The 18,499-nt window shown below is 65.8% G+C and carries 14 protein-coding genes and 1 tRNA gene; 8 read left to right on the top strand and 7 right to left on the bottom strand.

Features of this window, described 5'->3' with window-relative positions:
- Positions 1 to 175: 175 nt before the first annotated feature.
- Entirely contained in the window at positions 176 to 2,017 is a 1,842-nt protein-coding gene (gene dnaG, locus AC1DEL_RS05495; protein WP_477104869.1) for a DNA primase, read from the top strand.
- Between the two features lie 162 nt (positions 2,018 to 2,179).
- On the opposite strand, the gene AC1DEL_RS05490 is transcribed toward dnaG, so the two are convergent.
- Positions 2,180 to 2,521 (bottom strand): hypothetical protein, encoded by a 342-nt coding sequence (locus AC1DEL_RS05490; protein ID WP_477125481.1) that lies wholly within the window; start codon positions 2,519 to 2,521, stop codon positions 2,180 to 2,182.
- On the opposite strand from AC1DEL_RS05490, the gene rpoD reads away from it, so the two are divergent.
- Positions 2,520 to 4,829, top strand: a complete 2,310-nt coding sequence (rpoD, locus tag AC1DEL_RS05485) for an RNA polymerase sigma factor RpoD (RefSeq protein WP_255370670.1) — start codon at positions 2,520 to 2,522, stop codon at positions 4,827 to 4,829. The genes AC1DEL_RS05490 and rpoD overlap by 2 nt on opposite strands.
- A gap of 9 nt (positions 4,830 to 4,838) precedes the next feature.
- Positions 4,839 to 4,917, top strand: a tRNA-Ile gene (locus AC1DEL_RS05480).
- A gap of 69 nt (positions 4,918 to 4,986) precedes the next feature.
- Here AC1DEL_RS05480 and AC1DEL_RS05475 read toward each other — a convergent pair.
- Both AC1DEL_RS05475 and AC1DEL_RS05470 read right to left on the bottom strand, forming a co-directional pair.
- Positions 4,987 to 5,712 (bottom strand): hypothetical protein, encoded by a 726-nt coding sequence (locus AC1DEL_RS05475; protein ID WP_477125482.1) that lies wholly within the window; start codon positions 5,710 to 5,712, stop codon positions 4,987 to 4,989.
- 130 nt (positions 5,713 to 5,842) lie between these two features.
- Positions 5,843 to 7,399 (bottom strand): methyl-accepting chemotaxis protein, encoded by a 1,557-nt coding sequence (locus tag AC1DEL_RS05470; RefSeq protein ID WP_441590576.1) that lies wholly within the window; start codon positions 7,397 to 7,399, stop codon positions 5,843 to 5,845.
- Positions 7,400 to 7,594: 195 nt separating this feature from the next.
- Here AC1DEL_RS05470 and AC1DEL_RS05465 point away from each other — a divergent pair, with 195 nt between their 5' ends.
- Positions 7,595 to 8,203, top strand: a complete 609-nt coding sequence (locus AC1DEL_RS05465) for a glutathione S-transferase (RefSeq protein ID WP_441590575.1) — start codon at positions 7,595 to 7,597, stop codon at positions 8,201 to 8,203.
- Between the two features lie 183 nt (positions 8,204 to 8,386).
- On the opposite strand, the gene AC1DEL_RS05460 is transcribed toward AC1DEL_RS05465, so the two are convergent.
- Positions 8,387 to 9,196 carry an IclR family transcriptional regulator domain-containing protein gene (locus tag AC1DEL_RS05460; protein WP_441590574.1) on the bottom strand — a complete coding sequence of 270 codons (810 nt, stop codon included), beginning with the start codon at positions 9,194 to 9,196 and terminating at the stop codon, positions 8,387 to 8,389.
- 176 nt (positions 9,197 to 9,372) lie between these two features.
- Here AC1DEL_RS05460 and AC1DEL_RS05455 point away from each other — a divergent pair, with 176 nt between their 5' ends.
- Entirely contained in the window at positions 9,373 to 11,016 is a 1,644-nt protein-coding gene (locus AC1DEL_RS05455) for an acyl CoA:acetate/3-ketoacid CoA transferase (protein WP_092290334.1), read from the top strand.
- A 74-nt stretch (positions 11,017 to 11,090) separates the two neighbouring features.
- Positions 11,091 to 12,089 (top strand): Bug family tripartite tricarboxylate transporter substrate binding protein, encoded by a 999-nt coding sequence (locus AC1DEL_RS05450; protein ID WP_441590573.1) that lies wholly within the window; start codon positions 11,091 to 11,093, stop codon positions 12,087 to 12,089.
- 167 nt (positions 12,090 to 12,256) lie between these two features.
- On the opposite strand, the gene AC1DEL_RS05445 is transcribed toward AC1DEL_RS05450, so the two are convergent.
- Positions 12,257 to 13,870: an alkaline phosphatase D family protein gene (locus tag AC1DEL_RS05445; protein WP_477125483.1), complete on the bottom strand. Its 1,614-nt coding sequence runs from the start codon at positions 13,868 to 13,870 to the stop codon at positions 12,257 to 12,259.
- A 259-nt stretch (positions 13,871 to 14,129) separates the two neighbouring features.
- Here AC1DEL_RS05445 and AC1DEL_RS05440 point away from each other — a divergent pair, with 259 nt between their 5' ends.
- Positions 14,130 to 15,644: a DEAD/DEAH box helicase gene (locus AC1DEL_RS05440; RefSeq protein ID WP_092290328.1), complete on the top strand. Its 1,515-nt coding sequence runs from the start codon at positions 14,130 to 14,132 to the stop codon at positions 15,642 to 15,644.
- A 78-nt stretch (positions 15,645 to 15,722) separates the two neighbouring features.
- Here the strand turns inward: AC1DEL_RS05440 and gluQRS are convergent, their stop codons facing one another.
- Together gluQRS and AC1DEL_RS05430 are read right to left on the bottom strand one after the other, a co-directional pair.
- Complete coding sequence (gene gluQRS / locus AC1DEL_RS05435) at positions 15,723 to 16,592, bottom strand: tRNA glutamyl-Q(34) synthetase GluQRS (RefSeq protein WP_441644035.1); 870 nt, start codon at positions 16,590 to 16,592, stop codon at positions 15,723 to 15,725.
- 11 nt (positions 16,593 to 16,603) lie between these two features.
- Complete coding sequence (locus tag AC1DEL_RS05430) at positions 16,604 to 17,530, bottom strand: LysR family transcriptional regulator (RefSeq protein WP_144199677.1); 927 nt, start codon at positions 17,528 to 17,530, stop codon at positions 16,604 to 16,606.
- A gap of 155 nt (positions 17,531 to 17,685) precedes the next feature.
- Between AC1DEL_RS05430 and AC1DEL_RS05425 the strand changes: the two genes are divergently transcribed.
- Positions 17,686 to 18,384, top strand: coding sequence for a pirin family protein (locus AC1DEL_RS05425; protein ID WP_092290322.1), 699 nt, complete (start codon positions 17,686 to 17,688; stop codon positions 18,382 to 18,384).
- Positions 18,385 to 18,499: the final 115 nt, after the last annotated feature.

The following is an 18,499-nucleotide window of genomic DNA, read 5'->3' as shown; positions in this document are numbered from 1 at the left end:
GGCGTGGCGTTCCGTCAGGTTGACGGGGCTTGGCGATGAAAGCCCGGTTTTTCGGGCGCCACGTTGCATCTGCACTACAATGATTCGATAGCCACCGGGCGACGTTCCGGTCACGCATTCACAGAAAAGCGGTCGCCAACGCGGCAGGCCGCCCTCCATCAGGACGGTCAGTCGGGTGATTCCGCAATCCTTTATTCAGGACCTGCTCAACCGTGTCGACATTGTCGATGTGGTGGGCAAGTATGTGCAGCTGAAGAAGGGCGGCGCCAATTTCATGGGCCTCTGCCCGTTCCATAACGAGAAATCCCCGTCGTTCACGGTGTCGCCGACGAAGCAGTTCTATCACTGCTTTGGCTGCGGCGCACATGGCTCGGCCATCGGCTTCCTGATGGAGTATTCGGGCCAGTCCTATCCCGATGCGGTGCGCGAGCTGGCGCAGTCCGTGGGGGTGACGGTGCCCGAGGAGCGCGACCGCCTGCCGCCTGCCCAGCGTGCCGAGCAGCAGGCCAAGACCGTGGCGTTGTCCGAAGCCATGACGCGCGCCACCGAGTTCTATCGCAAGCAACTGCGCGGGGCGCCGCAGGCCATCCAGTACCTCAAGGGGCGGGGCCTGACCGGCGAGATCGCGGCGAATTTTGGCCTGGGCTACGCGCCGGACGACTGGCAGGGCCTGGAAGCCGTCTTCGGCAGCTACCGGGACGACAATGTGGCTGCCCCGTTGGTCGAGGGCGGGTTGCTGATCGAGTCGAGCGAGAAGCGCGATGCCGACGGCAAGCCGCGCCGCTATGACCGCTTCCGCGACCGCATCATGTTCCCCATCCGCAACACCAAGGGGAATGTGATCGGCTTTGGGGGCCGGGTGATGGGTCAGGGTGAGCCAAAATACCTGAACTCCCCGGAAACGCCGCTCTTCAGCAAGGGAACGGAGCTGTACGGCTTGTTCGAGGCCCGGCACGCCATCCGCGAAAATGGCTACGTGTTGGTGGTGGAAGGCTATATGGATGTGGTGGCGTTGGCCCAGTTGGGCTTCGCCAATGCCGTGGCCACGCTTGGCACCGCGTGCACGACCGTGCACGTGCAGAAGCTGTTGCGCCAGACTGACGCAGTGGTGTTCTCGTTCGATGGCGACTCTGCGGGCCGGCGCGCGGCGAGGCGGGCGTTGGAAGCGTGTTTGCCGCACGTTGCCGACAACAAGACGATCCGTTTCCTGTTTTTACCGTCAGAACACGATCCTGACAGCTATGTACGGGAAGAGGGCACCGATGCCTTCGCCCGGCAAGTGCAGACCGCGATGCCGCTGTCGCGCTTCCTGCTCCAGGTGGTCACCGAGGAACAGGACCTGCGCCAGCCCGAGGGCCGCGCCCGTGCCCAGTACGAGGCCAAGCCGCTGCTCCAGTCGATGCCGGCCGGCGGATTGCGCCTACAGATCGTGCGCGAACTTGCCGATGCTACCGGTACGACACCTGCCGAGATCGAGGCCGTGTGCGGATTGGGCAGCGATTCGTCGCGGGTGGGGCGTTTCGCCCAGCCCAGGCCGCGCGCGCGCCGTCAGGCGCCGACCGGGCTGGAGCAGCGCGTGATTCAGTTGCTGATGAGCTATCCATCACTCGCTGGGCGTCTCGATGCCGATACGCGGGCGCTGCTGCTAGACAGTACAAGGCCGGAGGCCGAAGTACTCGCTCACTTGGTGGATGCCTGTGATGGCCTCCAGGGGGCGGTGAACTTCGCGGCATTCAGCGAGCATCTGGCGCAAACGCCCTATGCCGAGGTCTACGCGGGAGCCCGGACGGCGGTGCTCAAGGAAGAAATCGAGGAAGAGCCGGCGACGATGGAATTCGACGGCGCCATCCACAAATTATTGGCAGAACCCCTGCAACGCGAGTTGGAAGCGCTCCAAAAGGCAGTTTCGGCCGGTGGGGCCAGCGACGCGGAAAAAACCCGCATGGTCTGGCTGGTGGCCGAGGTGCAGCGGCGCCGCCAGCTTGGCTTGCGGCCCGCCACGGCCGATGGAGCCTGAGCTGGCAGGGTGTTGAACAGGATGCAGTGGAAAGGTGAAATGGGGGCTTGAGTGCACAACGGTAGGTGTCCAGACGGGGATATCTGGCGCTTGTCCGGTGCTTAAGCCTTGATTTTTCAGGTGAAAACCTTACCTGAGTGGAAGCCGGGTGTTGGTGACGTGCTACAATGCCCGGTTTGGATTGCGAAATCTCTCTCCAGTACTGGCGAAAGTGAGCGTGCCAATGGCAAAGGCCAAAGCAACCGAAAGGGTAGCCGATAAGGCGCCCTCCAAAGCTCCCCAATCAGGGAGCGGCAAGGCGTCCGTGAATACAACGGCGGCGAAGACTTCGACCGCGACAGTCAGGACGACAACAGCCCGGTCTGCGCCAGCAAAGCCCGCGCACGGTGCAACTGCACCGGCAGGGACCACTTCCGCCAGGAATCGCATATCCGAAAAGACAAAGCCCTCGACTTCGGCACGCGAGAGCGGCGAGAGCGGCGATAGCGCCAATACGAGCGGCATGCATGCCGCTTCTGCACCCGTGAAAGGCAAGAGTATCACCGTGGCGAAACAGCAGAATACCGAAGTCGAGAGCAAGCGTGCGGCAACGACGGCCAGCACCCGGAACGGAGCCGCCAAGACTGGCGCTGCCGCCGTGGCGCCAAAGGCCCGTGCCGCGACTCCCGCACCCGTTGCATCCGAGCCTCCCGCTGCCCCGGCCGTCAAGCCGGAGCCCAAGAAGCGTGGCCGCAAGCCCAAGGCCGAGATGCAGCAAGACGACAGCACCCCTGAAGACGTGACTGAAGAGTTTTACGAAAACGACGCGCCAGCGGCCGCCGCACCCGCCGCCACCGCTGCGCCCAAGACCGAGAAGCAGAAGGCCAAGGACCGCAAGGCCAAGGAAAAGGCGCTGCTCAAGGAGTTCGCCTCGACCCAGCAGGGCACCGAGGAGGAACTCGAGGTCCGCCGCCAGAAGCTCAAGGCGCTGATCAAGCTCGGTAAGTCGCGCGGCTACCTGACCTACGCGGAAATCAACGATCACCTGCCGGACGACATGGTCGATTCGGAAACGATCGACACGCTGGTCGCCACGCTGAACGACATCGGCATCGCCGTCTACGAGCAGGCGCCGGACGCCGAAACGCTGCTGCTCAACGACAACGCGCCGTCCGCCACGAGCGAGGAAGAGGCTGAGGAAGAGGCGGAAGCCGCACTTTCGACCGTCGATTCCGAATTCGGCCGCACCACCGACCCGGTCCGCATGTACATGCGCGAAATGGGCACGGTGGAGCTGCTGACGCGCGAGGGCGAAATCGAGATCGCCAAGCGGATCGAAGCGGGCCTGAAGGACATGGTCATGGCCATCTCGGCCTGCCCGGTCACGATTTCCGAGATCCTGGCGCACGCCGAGCGCGTGGCGAACGACGAGATCAAGATCGACGAGTTCGTCGATGGCCTGATCGACCCGAACGCCGACGACGTGGCGGTAGCAGCCCCGGCTGCGGCCGCAGCGGCAGCCGAGGAGGAAGATGTCGAGTCCGACGAGGAAAGCGACGGCGACGAGGAAGACGAGGACGACAGCGCTGCTGGCGGCGCGGCTTCCGCACGTCAACTGGAAGAACTGAAGCAGAACGCGCTGGAGAAATTCCGCGTGATCGCCGAGCAGTTCGACAAGATGCGCCGTGCCTTCGAGAAGGAAGGCTACAAGTCCAAACCGTACGTGAAGGCGCAGGAAGCGATCCAGGCCGAACTGATGGGCATCCGCTTCACCGCGCGTAACGTGGAGCGCCTGTGCGACACGCTGCGTGGCCAGGTGGATGAGGTGCGCAAGCTCGAACGCGCGATCCTGAACATCGTCGTGGACAAGTGCGGCATGCCGCGCTCGGACTTCGTCGCCCGCTTCCCGGGCAACGAGACGAACCTGGACTGGATCGAGACCGTGGTGGCCGACCACAAGGGCTACAGCACGATCGTCGAGCGTAACGTGCCGGCCGTGCACGAACTGCAGCAGAAGCTGATCGACCTGCAGGCGCGCGTGGTGCTGCCGCTGAAGGAGCTGAAGGACGTCAACCGCAAGATGTCCGAGGGCGAGAAGCGCGCCCGCGAGGCCAAGCGCGAGATGACCGAGGCCAACCTGCGTCTGGTGATCTCGATCGCCAAGAAGTACACGAACCGTGGCCTGCAGTTCCTGGATCTGATCCAGGAAGGCAACATCGGCCTGATGAAGGCGGTGGACAAGTTCGAATACCGTCGCGGCTACAAGTTCTCCACGTACGCCACGTGGTGGATCCGCCAGGCCATTACGCGTTCGATCGCGGATCAGGCACGCACGATCCGGATTCCGGTGCACATGATCGAAACGATCAACAAGATGAACCGGATTTCGCGTCAGATCCTGCAGGAAACGGGCAACGAGCCCGATCCGGCAACGCTGGCCGAAAAGATGGAGATGCCGGAGGACAAGATCCGCAAGATCATGAAGATCGCGAAGGAGCCGATCTCCATGGAAACGCCGATCGGTGACGACGACGACTCGCATCTGGGCGACTTCATCGAAGACACGAACACGCTGGCGCCGGCCGAGGCCGCGCTGCATGGTTCGATGCGCGACGTGGTGAAGGACGTGCTGGACAGCCTGACGCCGCGCGAGGCCAAGGTGCTGCGGATGCGTTTCGGCATCGAAATGAGCACGGACCACACGCTGGAAGAAGTGGGCAAGCAGTTCGACGTGACGCGTGAACGGATTCGCCAGATCGAGGCCAAGGCACTGCGCAAGCTGCGCCACCCGAGCCGCTCCGACAAGCTGAAGAGCTTCCTGGAAGGCAACTAAGCCCTCCAAGGGCCTCTAGCTCATGCCTGGTTAGAGCAGCGGACTCATAATCCGTTGGTGCCGTGTTCGACTCACGGGAGGCCCACCAACTTACGTGGTAGTAAAAAAGGGGTTACGGTTGATGCCGTAACCCCTTTTTTATTGCGGATGCAGCGCGCTATGTGTTCGAGGGCACCGGCGTCTCGTCAAATGTTGGCCCGCTGCGGAGCGTATCCAGCGTCCATTTTTTGCCGATTTTCAGCTTTTGCCAGGTTTCCTTCGGCTTTTGGGATTCCCCATCGCTGCGGATTGCGCGCTGCATGCCTGTCAGCAGATTCGTGCTAACGATGTCTTCCGCCCCCGAGGCGCGGTGGCGGTGATAGTACTCATAGCCGATCAGGCGCATGGCCGCGTCTTCGTAGCGGAACTTGTATTGGGTGGTGCTCATGCTCCAGCTGCCCGCACTCATCCACATCCTGAACTGGACATTGAGCAGGCCGCGCTGAATATCGATGCTGTCGAACGGATCGTCCGCCATTGGATTATCGTGGACGGGAATGAAGTTGTTGTTCTGCGTGAGTTTTCGGAAACCGCCAGCGGGGTTCGCCAAGGCGATGACCAGCATGCGCGGATTTTGGTCTACCTCTGGCTCGCCCAGTCCCTCGTTCTTCCATTGGTAAGCCTTGTCGGTACCTTGGAGGACGATGGCCAAATCAGGCTTCCCGTCGTGATTGAGGTCACCTTCGGCAGTGCCGAGCACCTTCCATCCGTTCGGTACAAAATCGGCCGCCGTTTTCCCGCCCGGCACAACCGACGGATAAACATACGGCGGAAACTCCTGCTCCCCGCAGCCAAAACTCACGGCTGGCGCTATGGCGGCGGCAATCAGGAGAAGCGTCTTCACATTGCTAAACGGCCTGGAAAGTGTCATCGCGCTCTGGGTGTGAATGGAAAGAACGCGGACGCTATCACGCCGCAAATGCGGCGCCTATCGCACAACTACGAAAGCGCGCCGCCGAGCCGCCAAACCACCCTTAACCCGCCACGGCCGGCAGCCGGAACGATGCCACCGTCGTGCGCAGCACCCCGGCCTGTTCCTCCAGCGCCTGCGCCGCCGAGGCGGCTTCTTCCACCAGTGCGGCGTTTTGCTGCGTGACCTGGTCCATCTGGGTCACGGCCAGACTGACTTGCTCGATGCCGGCGCTCTGTTCGGTCGATGCCGCGCTGATCTCGCCCATGATGTCCGTCACGCGGCGCACGGCCTGGACCACGTCGCTCATCGTCGCGCCGGCCTGGTCGACCTGGCGTGTGCCGGCTTCGACCTCGCTCACCGTTTCATTAATCAGCTGCACGATTTCCTTGGCGGCGGTAGCCGAGCGCTGCGCCAGCGCGCGCACCTCGCCCGCCACGACGGCGAAGCCGCGGCCCTGTTCACCGGCGCGCGCCGCTTCCACGGCGGCGTTGAGCGCCAGGATGTTGGTCTGGAAGGCGATGCCTTCGATCACTCCCGTAATATCGCCAATTTTGCGCGAGGCGAGCTGGATATCGCGCATGGTGTCCACCACCCGGCGCACGTCCTCGCCGCCGCGCGAGGCGGTGTCGGACGCCTGCGTGGCCAGCGCATTGGCCTGTCGCGCGTTGTCCGCGTTCTGCTTCACGATGGACGTCAGTTCTTCCATGCTGGCGGCAGTCTGCTCGAGCGCGCTCGCCTGTTCCTCGGTCCGTTGCGAGAGGTCGAGGTTGCCGGCGGCAATCTGCTGCGTGGCGCTGGCGATGGCATCGCTGCCGCCACGCATGGTCTGGATGGCGCTTACCAGGCCGCGCTGCATCTCCTGCAGGCCGCGCGTCAGGGCGCCCATCTCGTCCTCGCTGGTTACGCGGATGGTCTGGGTCAGGTTGCCCCGAGAAATTTCGCTGAAGTTCTCAAGCATGCGGCCCAGCGGCGCCGAGATCGCGCGTTGCAGGCCGACCGCACAACCCAGTGCGGCGATGATGCCCAGGCCGATGGCACCGGCCACCATCCATTGGAAGCGCTGCGCGCGGGCCGTGGCGTGCTCGTACATCGCCTTGGCCTGGTCGCTCTGGTTGCGCTCGAGGGCGTCCACGGCGGCGGTCAGTGCGACGAACAGCGGCGGAATCGTCACCATCACCGCCTTGTCGGCGCCGGCGGCGTCGTTGGCGCGCAGCGCGGCGATCAGGGGCTCCACGCCATCGCGCAGGAAGGTCGCCCGCTTGCCTTCCACCTCGGCGGTCAGGCGCTTTTCCTCTTCCGTTTTCGGAAGTGCCTGATATTTGCTCCACGCGGCCTCGGACTTCTGCCGATAGGTCAGCGCCTTCTCGATGGTGACCGGCACGTCGGCGGCATCCGGGTGGAACACGGCGCGATCCAGTGTGGTGCGGATCACGGCGGCGTTGAGCTGGGACTTGGCCACCAGCGCCGTGGAGGCCAGCTGGTTGGTGTAGATCTCGTGGATATCGGCGCGGGAATCGCGCATGCCCACCGCGCCGATGATGCCGATGACTGTGAGCAGGGTCCCAAGCAGGGCAAGCGCGGCGTTGAGACGTAGGCGGATGGAGAGCTTGTTGAACATGGCACGGCCAGGTTGATGACGATGACGCCTTTAACGGTCGCCAACCTGATCCGCTGAAGCCCCGATTGACAATGTCGACAAAGGTCGACAGGAATTCAGCAGCGCCCCACAAAACCGTTGGCATCCGTACGTGCCCAACGCATCATATGGGGATCGGAATTTCCCTATGACTGTCCTTCCACGGAGCGCAGAAACATGAGACTGATCGGTATGCTCGATTCCCCGTACGTGCGGCGCGCGGCCATCTCGCTGGCCTTGCTCGACGTGCCGTTCCGGCATGAATCAGTATCGGTGTTCAGCACCTTCGAGCAGTTCCGGGCGATCAATCCGGTGGTCAAGGCGCCTTCGCTGGTCTGCGACGACGGCACCGTGCTGATGGATTCCACGCTGATCATCGACTACGCGGAAGCGGTGGCACGGCGCAGTCTCATGCCGTCTGAGCTGGGCGCGCGCCAGCGGGCGCTGCGCATCATCGGCCTGGCGCTGGCCGCGTGCGAAAAGGCCGTGCAGGATGTCTACGAGCACAACCTGCGCCCGGCCGAGAAGCAGCACCAGCCCTGGCTGGACCGCGTGGACGGGCAGCTCGCTCGCGCCTATGCGCTGCTGGAACAGGAAATTTCAACCTGCGCCGTGCCGGCCGATGCCAGCACGCTGACCCAGGCGGACGTGACCACCGCTGTGGTCTGGACCTTCACCCAGACGCTGCTGCCGGGAAGGGTGACGCCGGCGCAACATCCGTCGCTCGCGGCATTCACCGCCGCCTTAGAGCAATTCGACGTTTTCCGCAATTGGCCACACGCCTGAAGGTGCGCCCGTTCGGAGGTGCGATACCCCACCAATTTCCCCACAAATGGGTGATGTCGGCGGAGGGACCTTCGCGCAAGATAGTCCCGGGGCAACAGGATCCTTGCCCCGCTACCACTTCAGCCCCGCGACCTCCCCGGCCTGCGGGGCTCTTTCATTCCGGGGTCCGGTTTCGGATGCTTCCTATCGGGCGCGCAGGATCGCCTCGATCTTCTCCGCCGCCGCGCGCAGTGGGGGCAAGTAGTGCGATTCCAGATAGGCCTGGTTGCGGCTGCCCAGCACCATGCTGAGCCCCAGGCCGGCCACGGTCTTGCCGGTCTGGTCGCGTAGCGGCACGGAGATCCCGGCGAAGCCATCGACCAGTTCACTGATCAGCGTGCAGAAGCCATCCGCTCGAACTTGTTCGAGCTTGCGCGCCAGCGCCGCCCGCGAGTCGATCGTGAACGGCGTCAGCTTGCGCAGTTCGGCGGATTCCAGATAGGTCACCAGCGCCGCGTCGTCCAGCCCCGCCAGCAGCACGCGGCCCAGCGAGTGGGCGTAGGCGGGCATGCGGCGGCCGATGGCCATGTCCACGCGCAGCATCTGGCTCGGCTCCTCGCGCGCCACCAGCACCACCGAGTCGCGGTCGAACATGCCGATCGAGCAGCTTTCGCCCGCCTCGGCACAGAGCGCCTGCAAATAGGGCCGGGCCAGTTGCGGCAGGTTCATCGAGGCAAAGTAGGCATAGCCGAGGTCCATCACCTTGGGCGTCAGCGCAAAGTAACGGCCGTCCTGCGCCAGGTAGCCGTTGTGCTCGAGCGTCAGCAGCAGCCGGCGCGCGGCGGCGCGGGTCACGTCAAGTTGCTCGGCCACTTCCTGCATGGTCAGCCGTTCCACGCCGCTCGCGTACAGGCGCAGCAGCGCCAGCCCCTTGGTGAGCGAATCGAGCAGCTCGTCCTTTTTCGGGGCGTCGTGGGGAACGTCGTTGGCAGCGGTGGCGTCGGAGCGCGTCATGCGAGGGTCGGGAAGGGCCGATAAAGGGCCAGATGAAGGGGAAAGTCAGGGTTTGTCGGGATGCGGCGCACACTTGCGTCCGGGCGTCCGATCCGTATGATAGGCGTTTTGCGAACATTTGTTCGGGAATCGTGGGTCAGTAGAAACCACGACACAAGAAGAACCAGGAGACAGCAATGAAGGTGATCACCACCCGGCAGGCGGCCGAGCTTGTCCAGAGCGGCTGGACCGTGGCCAGCGCAGGCTTCGTGGGCGCTGGGCATGCCGAGGGCGTGACCGAGGCGCTGGAGTCGCGCTTCCTGCAGGACGGCCTGCCGCGAGACCTGACGCTGGTCTATTCGGCCGGCCAGGGCGACCGCGGCGCGCGCGGGGTGAATCACTTCGGCAATGCCGGCATGACCCGGACCATCGTCGGCGGTCACTGGCGCTCGGCCACGCGGCTGGCCACGCTTGCCATGAACGAGGACTGCGAGGGCTTCAACCTGCCGCAGGGCGTGCTGACCCACTTGTATCGGGCCATCGCCGGCGGCAAGCCGGGCGTGATGACGAAGGTCGGCCTGCATACGTTCGTCGATCCGCGCACCGCGCAGGACGCGCGCTACCACGGCGGCGCCATCAACCAGCGCGCGCACGACGCCATCGCGGCAGGCCGCGCCAACTGGGTCGAAGCGGTCGATTTCCGGGGCGACGAATACCTGTTCTATCCGAGTTTTCCGATTCATTGCGCGCTGATCCGCTGCACCGCCTCGGACACGCGCGGCAACCTGAGCACGCATCGCGAGGCGTTCCACCACGAGCTGCTGGCGATGGCGCAGGCCGCGCACAACTCGGGCGGCATCGTGATCGCGCAGGTGGAGTCGATCGTCGATTACCACGAGAACCTCCAGGCCATTCACGTGCCGGGCATCCTCGTCGATTACGTGGTGGTCAGCGAGGAGCCGGCGCACCATCAGATGACGTTCGCCGAGACCTATAACGCCGCCTATGTCACGCCGTGGCGCGGGGAGGCCGCTGCGGCGGCCGAAGCGGCCCGCGAGGCCGAGGCGCTGCCGGCCACCGCCGCGCCGCTCGACGCCCGCACCATCGTCCAGCGCCGAGCCGCGATGGAGATCGCGCGCCGCCAGCCGCGCGTGGTCAACCTCGGCGTGGGCATGCCCGCCGCCGTGGGCGCGCTCGCGCACCAGGCCGGGCTCGGCGGCTTCACGCTGACCGTGGAGGCGGGCCCCATCGGCGGCACGCCGGCGGATGGCCTGAGCTTCGGCGCCTCCGCCTACCCCGAGGCCGTGGTGGACCAGCCAGCCCAGTTCGATTTCTACGAGGGCGGCGGCATCGACCTGGCCATCCTCGGCCTGGCCGAACTCGACGGCCACGGCAACGTCAACGTGAGCAAGTTTGGCGAAGGCGAGGGCGCGCTGATCGCGGGCGTGGGCGGCTTTATCAACATCACCCAGAGCGCCCGCGCGCTGGTCTTCATGGGCACGCTGACGGCGGGCGGACTCGAGATCCGCGTCGAGGACGACCAGCTGCGCATCGTGCGCGAAGGCCGCGTCAAGAAGATCGTGCCCGAGGTGTCTCACCTGAGCTTCAACGGCCCGTACGTGGCCTCGCTCGGCGTGCCGGTGCTGTACGTGACCGAGCGCGCGGTGTTCGAGATGCGCGCCGACGCAAATGGCGAAGCGCGCCTGACGCTGGTGGAAATCGCCCCGGGCATGGACCTGCAGCGCGATGTGCTCGACCAATGCGCCACCCCCGTGGCCGTGGCCGATGACCTGCGCCAGATGGACCCGCGCCTGTTCCGCCCGGGCGTGATGACGCTCTGAATCTCGCGCGGTATCTATTAGTTAGTCAGTCGAAGAAGCAAGCCGGCCACGACCGGCCCATTGGAGGAAACACCGTGCATTACCAACGTCGTCGTTTTACGATTTCCGCGCTCGCGCTGTCCGTCGCCGCCACGCTGCCGCTGCTCGCCGCGCCCGCGCTGGCCCAGCAGGGCTACCCGGACAAGCCGATCCGCCTGATCGTGCCGTTCCCGGCCGGCGGCCCGACCGACACCGCCGCGCGCATCATCGGCCAGAAGATGGGCGAGAGCCTGAAGCAGACCGTGGTGATCGACAACCGCCCGGGCGCCTCGGGCACCATCGGCGCCGAGGCCGTGGCCAAGGCCGCGCCTGATGGCTACACGCTGCTGATGCTGGCCACGCCGACGCTGCTGGCCCCGCACCTGATCCCGCGCAAGAGCTACGACCTGTTCAAGGACCTCACGCCGGTGGGCGCGGCCTATGAGCTGCCGATCGTAATGGTGGTCAATCCGCAGTCGATGCCCGATGTGACCGACCTGCAGCAGTACATCGCCAAGGTCAAGGGCAAGCCCGGCGAGTTCAACTACACCAGCGCCGGTAATGGCAGCTTCGGCCATCTGTCGACGGAACTGCTGAAGAACCTCGGCCATTTCGACGTCCAGCACGTGCCGTACAAGGGCAGCGCGCCGGCGATTTCCGACCTGCTGGCCGGCCAGGTGCCGATGATGTTCGCGGACATGATCGCGGCGCTGCCGCACATCAAGGCCGGCAAGCTGCGGCCGATCGCGGTGGGCTCGGCCAAGCGCGTCAGCTTCACGCCCGATGTGAAGACGGTGGCGGAGCAGGGCTTCCCGGGCTTCGATGCGTCGTCGTGGGGCGGGCTGCTGGTGCCGGCCGGCACGCCGAAGGAGATCGTCGCCAAGCTCTCCGCTGAACTGAAGGCTGCGCTGGCCGATCCGACCGTCCAGCAGAAGATGCTGGGCGCCGGCACGGTGGCGTCCTACATGCCGCCCGATCAGCTCGCCACGCGCATGCGCAACGACTATGCGAAATGGGGCAAGGTGATCAAGGACAACAATATCAAGAGCGACTGAGGCTGGCCGTCGATTCAGACGGCCGTTTGGCGGTTCCTCGCCTATACCGGAGCGGAGCGGGGCGGGGGATGGGGCGGACCTTTGCCGATCAACATGTCGAACTTCGTTGATATTCCGGCCCTATCCTCCAACCCCTCTCCCTCCGGGAGCGGGGCGCCGCCAGTTGTTCAGCCCTGTGCCTGCAAGGTCTGCGCGTACTGCGACACGCCGTTCAGGTCGCGCAGATCCACGGTCAGCGCGCGCGAGGCCGGATCGATATTGATCTCGCCGAAAAACTGGAAACCGGCCAGCGGCGACAGGTTCTGCGCGGTCGGCGCCTTCTGAAACACCACGCGCGGCCCGAAGGTGTTGTCGAGCGGATTGGGACCGAAGCTGCCCGCGTTGAGCGGCCCCGCCACGAATTCCCAGAACGGATCGAAATCCTGGTAGACGGCCCGCTCGGGCGCGTAGTGGTGCGCGGCGCAGTAGTGCACGTCGGCGGTGATCCACACCACGTTCTTCAGGCCGGCCTGGCGCATCCGCGTCAGCAGCCGCGCGGTTTCCAGTTCGCGGCCCAGCGCCGGGCCGTCGCCATTGGCGATGGCCTCCCAGCGCGCGCGGCCCTGTGCATCCTTGCCATCGGGCACGCCGAGGCCGATCGGCATATCTGCTGCAATCACCTTCCACGTGGCGCGCGATGCCACCAGTTCCGCCATCAGCCATTCCAGCTGCGCGTTGCCGAGGAAAGGCGTGTCCTTGCCTTCCACGGTTTCGAGGTTGTAGCCGTTCGGGCCCCGGAAGCTGCGCATGTCGAGCACAAACACATCGAGCAGGGGGCCCTGGGCGATGCGGCGATGCACGCGCTCGTCCAGCCCCTGGCGGTGCCAGCGCATCGGCGCGTTCTCGAGGAAGGCACGCCGGCCGCGCGCCACCAGCACGCTGACGTCCTTCTCGGTGTAGCGCGCATCGCCGGACAGATCCTTCGACGCGGACCAGTTGTTGGTCACCTCGTGGTCATCCCACTGCCAGATCTGCGGCACCTGCCGGGCGAAGCGGCGCACGTTCTCGTCGAGCATGTTGTAGCGATGGCGGCCCCGGAATTCCTTCAGGGTCTCGGCCACCTTGCTGACTTCCTCGGTGACGACGTTCTTCCAGATCCGGCCGCCCTCGGCCTTCTGCTCGGCCTGGATGGGGCTGTCGGCGTAGATCGTGTCGCCGCTGTGAATAAAGAAGTCAGGGTTGCGCTGGCGCATGGCGTCGTAGATGCGCATGCCGCCCAGTTCCGGATTGATGCCCCAGCCCTGGCCGACCGTATCGCCGGACCAGACGAAGCGCACGGGGCGGTCGGCGGCCAGCGAGGGGGGGCGGAAGCTGCCGTCCAGCCACGGACCCAGTCCGCGCCGCTCGCCCGGGGTCTCGAACGCCACGCGCACGAAATACGGCTGGCCCGGCGCCAGGCCGGTCAGCAGCGTGCGGGCGGTGAGGTCGGTCTCGGCGCTGGCCAGCGGCCCGGAGAGGCGGGCGGCGTTGCGGAACGACGGGTCGGTGCTGTATTCGACGACCATCCGCGCCGGGCGGTCGGCGCGGGCCCAGACCACGAGGCCGTCATCCGAGGGATCGCCCAGCTGAATGCCTGCCGGCGCACTGGGCCGGGCCGAGGACACCACGGCCGGCGCGGCGATCAATGTGCTGCTCAGTGCACTCAAACCGACACCCAGACCCAGAAAGCGGCTCGATGTGCGCAGGAGGCGCCGACGGGCCAGATCGGTCGGGGAGGGCGCAAGTTGTGGCGTATTCGGCATGAATGGTCTGGAATCGGGGTCAGGTGGGCCGCTGCCGGCACATCGTCGGGCCAGTATCGTCGCCGCACCATGTGACACGGCGTTGACATGACATCTGGCGATACTCACGATGCACCGGGCACTGATGGTAGAATCCAAGTCTTTGATTTTCTGGGCAATTGCCGATCGTGACCCAACGCCCCGCGTTGGCGCAGCCCGGCATGCCTTTCTCGAGACGCGTGTCAGTTGGCGCGGGCCTCGCCCGCCAGACACCGAAACCATGACGATGACGACCACCCCAGACCAGACCCCAGCCGCAGAGCAAACGTTCGAAAGCTTCGGGCTGGATTCGCGCATCCTGCGCGCCTTGACCGAACAGGGCTACACCACGCCGACGCCGATCCAGGCGCAGGCCATTCCGGTGGTCCTCCTCGGCAAGGACGTGATGGGCGCCGCGCAGACCGGCACCGGCAAGACGGCAGGCTTCGCGCTGCCGATCATCCAGAGCCTGCTGCCGATGTCGAACGCGAGTGCCTCGCCCGCGCGCCACCCGGTGCGTGCGCTGATGCTGACGCCGACGCGCGAACTGGCCGATCAGGTCTACGACAACGTGGCGCGCTACGCCAAGCATACCGACCTGCGCAGCACCGTGGTGTTCGGCGGCGTAGACATGAACCCGCAGACCGATGCGCTGCGCCGTGGCGTGGAAATCCTCGTCGCCACGCCGGGCCGCCTGCTGGACCACGTGCAGCAGAAGTCGGTGAACCTGTCGCAGGTGCAGATGCTGGTGCTGGACGAAGCCGACCGCATGCTCGACATGGGCTTCCTGCCGGACCTGCAGCGCATCATCAACCTGCTGCCGGCTCAGCGCCAGACGCTGCTGTTCTCGGCCACGTTCTCGCCGGAAATCAAGCGGCTGGCCTCGAGCTACCTGAAGCAGCCGGTGACGATCGAAGTGGCACGCAGCAACTCGACCAACGAGAACGTGCGCCAGATGGTCTACCGCGTGGAAGACGGCCACAAGCAGGCCGCCGTGGTGCACCTGCTCAAGCAGCGCGCGTCGGAAACCGATTCGCGCCAGTGCATCGTGTTCGTCAACAGCAAGATCGGCTGCTCGCGCCTGGCGCGTCACCTGGAGCGCGAGGGCATCAACGCCGCCGCCATCCACGGCGACAAGACCCAGACCGAGCGCATGCAGACGCTGGAAGGCTTCAAGACCGGCACGATCGATGCCCTGGTGGCTACCGACGTGGCCGCCCGTGGCCTGGACATCCCGGCCATGCCGTGCGTGATCAACTTCGACCTGCCGTACAGCGCGGAAGACTATGTGCACCGCATCGGCCGTACGGGCCGGGCTGGCGCCAGCGGCGATGCGCTCTCGATCTACGTGCAGGGCGGCGATGACCGCCTGCTGGCCGATATCGAGAAACTGATCAAGCGCAGCATTCCGCGCGGCGAGCTGAATGGCTTCGACCCGACCGGCGAGCGTGCGCGCACAGAGGAAACGGACCGTCGTCGCCAGCGTGCCGATGTGCGCCGCACCCGTGACAACGGCGGTGAAGCGGCGGCGGAGGCGGAAGCCGTGCCGGGCCGTCGTCGCCGCACCGAAAGCGGTGGCCGTCAGGCGTTCCGTCCGTCGGACGATCCGTTCTTCTCGCGCCCGTACGAGCCGTCGAACCATCACGCCAACGCGCAGCCGGCCGACGAGCAACTGGCTGCCGCGCTGAGCCGTGGCCGCCCGGCGCCGAAGCGTCCCGTGGCCGCGCTGCTGGGCGGCGCGCCGCGCAAGTCGTAACAGACTGCCCGGGCAACAAAAAATGGCACCTTCGGGTGCCATTTTTGTTTGGTGCGCGAGGTTCGGAAGAGCGCCCGGTCAGCGCTGCATCACCGCCCACTGCCCGGTTGCCGCCGCCAGCCAGGCCGGCACGCTAGTCTCGCCATTGGCGATGCCGAGATGCGTCCCGGCCATGCGCAGCGCTTCCAGCGGCGCGGCCGTGTCGATGGCCTGCGCGCCGCTCTGCTTACTGAGTTTCTCGCCATCGGCATTCACCACCACGGGCACGTGCAGGTAGGACGGCGTGGGCAGGCCCAGCAGATGTTGCAGATGGATCTGGCGCGGCGTGGAGTCGAGGAGGTCGGACCCGCGCACGATATGGGTGATGCCTTGCGCGGCGTCGTCGACCACGACGGCGAGCTGGTAGGCCCACAGGCCGTCCGCGCGGCGCAGGACGAAATCGCCGAGTTCCGTTTCCAGGTCCTGGCACTGGCGACCCTGCCAGCGGTCGTCGAAACAGATCATGGCGGCCGGGCCGTCCGGCACGCGCACCCGCCACGCGCGTGGCAGCTTGCCGTGCAGGCCGTTGCGGCAGGTGCCGGGGTAGCCGAGCGTCTGGTGGCGCTCGCGCACATGGATCAGCGAGTCGGCGATCTCCTTGCGCGAGCAGCCGCAGGGGTAGAGCTGGCCGCTGGCGTCGAGGCGGCGCAGCGCGTCGCCGTACAGCGACTCGCGGCGGCTCTGCCATTCGGGCGCCTCGTCGGCGTGCAGCCCGAGCCGTTCCAGGGTCTGCAGGATGTCGAAATCGGCGCCCTTCACGCAGCGCGGATAGTCGATGTCCTCGATGCGGACCAGCCAGTCGCCACCATGGGCGCGGGCGTCGAGCCAGCTGGCCAGCGCCGTGACCAGCGAGCCCAGGTGCAACGGGCCGGTGGGCGAGGGCGCAAAGCGCCCGCGATAGCGGGGCATCGGCAACTCCCTCAGGCCGGCTGGCTGGCTAGCGGCTGCTGCATCAGCGCCTGCGCAAGGCGGGGGTCTTCGAGCTTGCTGGTCCACCATTGCAGCGCCTTGCCGCGCGAGCTGGTGCGCCACGCCACCTTGAAATTGCCGGGCGCGCGCACTTCCACGGTCTCACGGGCCAGCAGCACGCCGCTTTCGATATGGGGCGCGGCCATCGGGGCCGGCAGCCAGCCGCAGCCGAGGCCACGGATCTGCGCCTCGAGCTTGTCACGCATGGTCGGCACCACCAGGACATCCTGCCCGGCCAGCACGCCGTGCGTACGCGCCGGCAGGTTGCGCGAGGTATCGCCCACGGCCACGATGCGGTGCTTGGCGATCTGCATCGTCGTCAGCGGTCCTTCCTCGGTGGCCAGCGGATGGTGCGAGGCCACCGCGAACACGAACGGCACCGACCCGAGCGGCCGCACCTGGAAGCCCTGCGTGCTGGGCGCCTCGTAGGCCCCGCCGATGACCAGATCGACCCGGTTGCTGACCAGCGCATCCCAGGCGCCGCCTAGCACTTCCTTCGAAAAGCGCAGCCGCGTGGCGGTGTTCTCGGCATAGAAATCCTGGATCACCGGCAGCAGCGCGCGAAAGTTGACGAGGTCGTCCAGGGCGATGCTGAGGTTGGCCTCCCAGCCCGTGGCGAGGCGCTTGACGCGCCGCGCGAGGTCGTCGGCCGCGTGGAGCAGGTGGCGGCCTTCGTCCAGCAGGGCGCGGCCCGCCGGGGTCAGTTCGGCGCGGTGACGGCGGCGGTCGAACAGCAGGACGTCCAGATCCTCTTCCAGCTTGCGGACCACATAGGTCAGCGCCGAGGGCACCTTGCCCATTTCGTGGGCGGCGGCGGCAAAGCTGCCCTTGCGCTCGATGGCGTCCAGGACTTCGAGGGATTCGAGGGAGAGTGGCATGTTCAGAAAATCTGAATGAATTCTTCTAACTGGGTGCCCGCCAATATACGCCGACTCCCCTAAACTGCCTAGCATCGAAACGCCGCTGACCCAAGCCAGTCCGATTGTGACAGGCAATTTTGGGAACCTCGGAGGCCACAAGGAGGGCCATCAAAATGATTGAAATCCGTAAGTCAGACGAACGCGGTTATGCGGACCATGGCTGGCTCAAGTCGTATCACAGCTTCTCCTTCGCAGATTACTACGACCCACGCCATGTTCAGTTCGGGCCGCTGCGTGTGATCAATGAGGATCGCGTGGCGCCGGGCATGGGCTTTGGCACGCACGGCCACCGGGACATGGAAATCATCAGTTATGTGCTCGATGGCGAACTTGCGCACAAGGACAGCATCGGCAATGGCAGCGTGATCCGCCCGGGCGATGTGCAGCGGATGAGCGCCGGTACCGGCGTGCGGCACTCGGAATACAACCACGCCGCGCACGACACCACGCACTTCCTGCAGATCTGGGTGATTCCTGCCGAGAACGGCATTGAGCCGGGCTACGAGGAGCGCAATTTCCCGGTCGAGGAAAAGCGCGGCAAGCTGCGCCTCGTCGTCAGCCCGGATGGTGCTGAGGGCTCGGTGGTGATCCATCAGGACGCGCGGCTCTACGCCGGGTTGTTCGATGGGGACGAGGCCGCCACGCTGGCCATCGCCCCGGGCCGCCGTGCCTATGTGCACGTGGCGCGCGGTGCGATCACGGTCAACGGCCAGGCGCTCGGGGCCGGCGATGCTGCGAAGCTCGAAGCGGTCGAGGCCATCACCCTGACCCAAGGCAGCAAGGCCGAAGTGCTGGTCTTCGACCTGCCCTGAACGCGACGTTAGCCTGTCGTCGTCCGCCCGCCGGTGCCCCCGGCGGGCTTTTTCATGGATGCGTTTAACACCTGCTTACAGGTCTTTCCCATTGACGGTGCGGCGTGACGCTATG

This window comes from Cupriavidus sp. 10L43_2, assembly GCF_056395265.1.
This window is presented reverse-complemented; position numbering and strand designations above follow the sequence as displayed.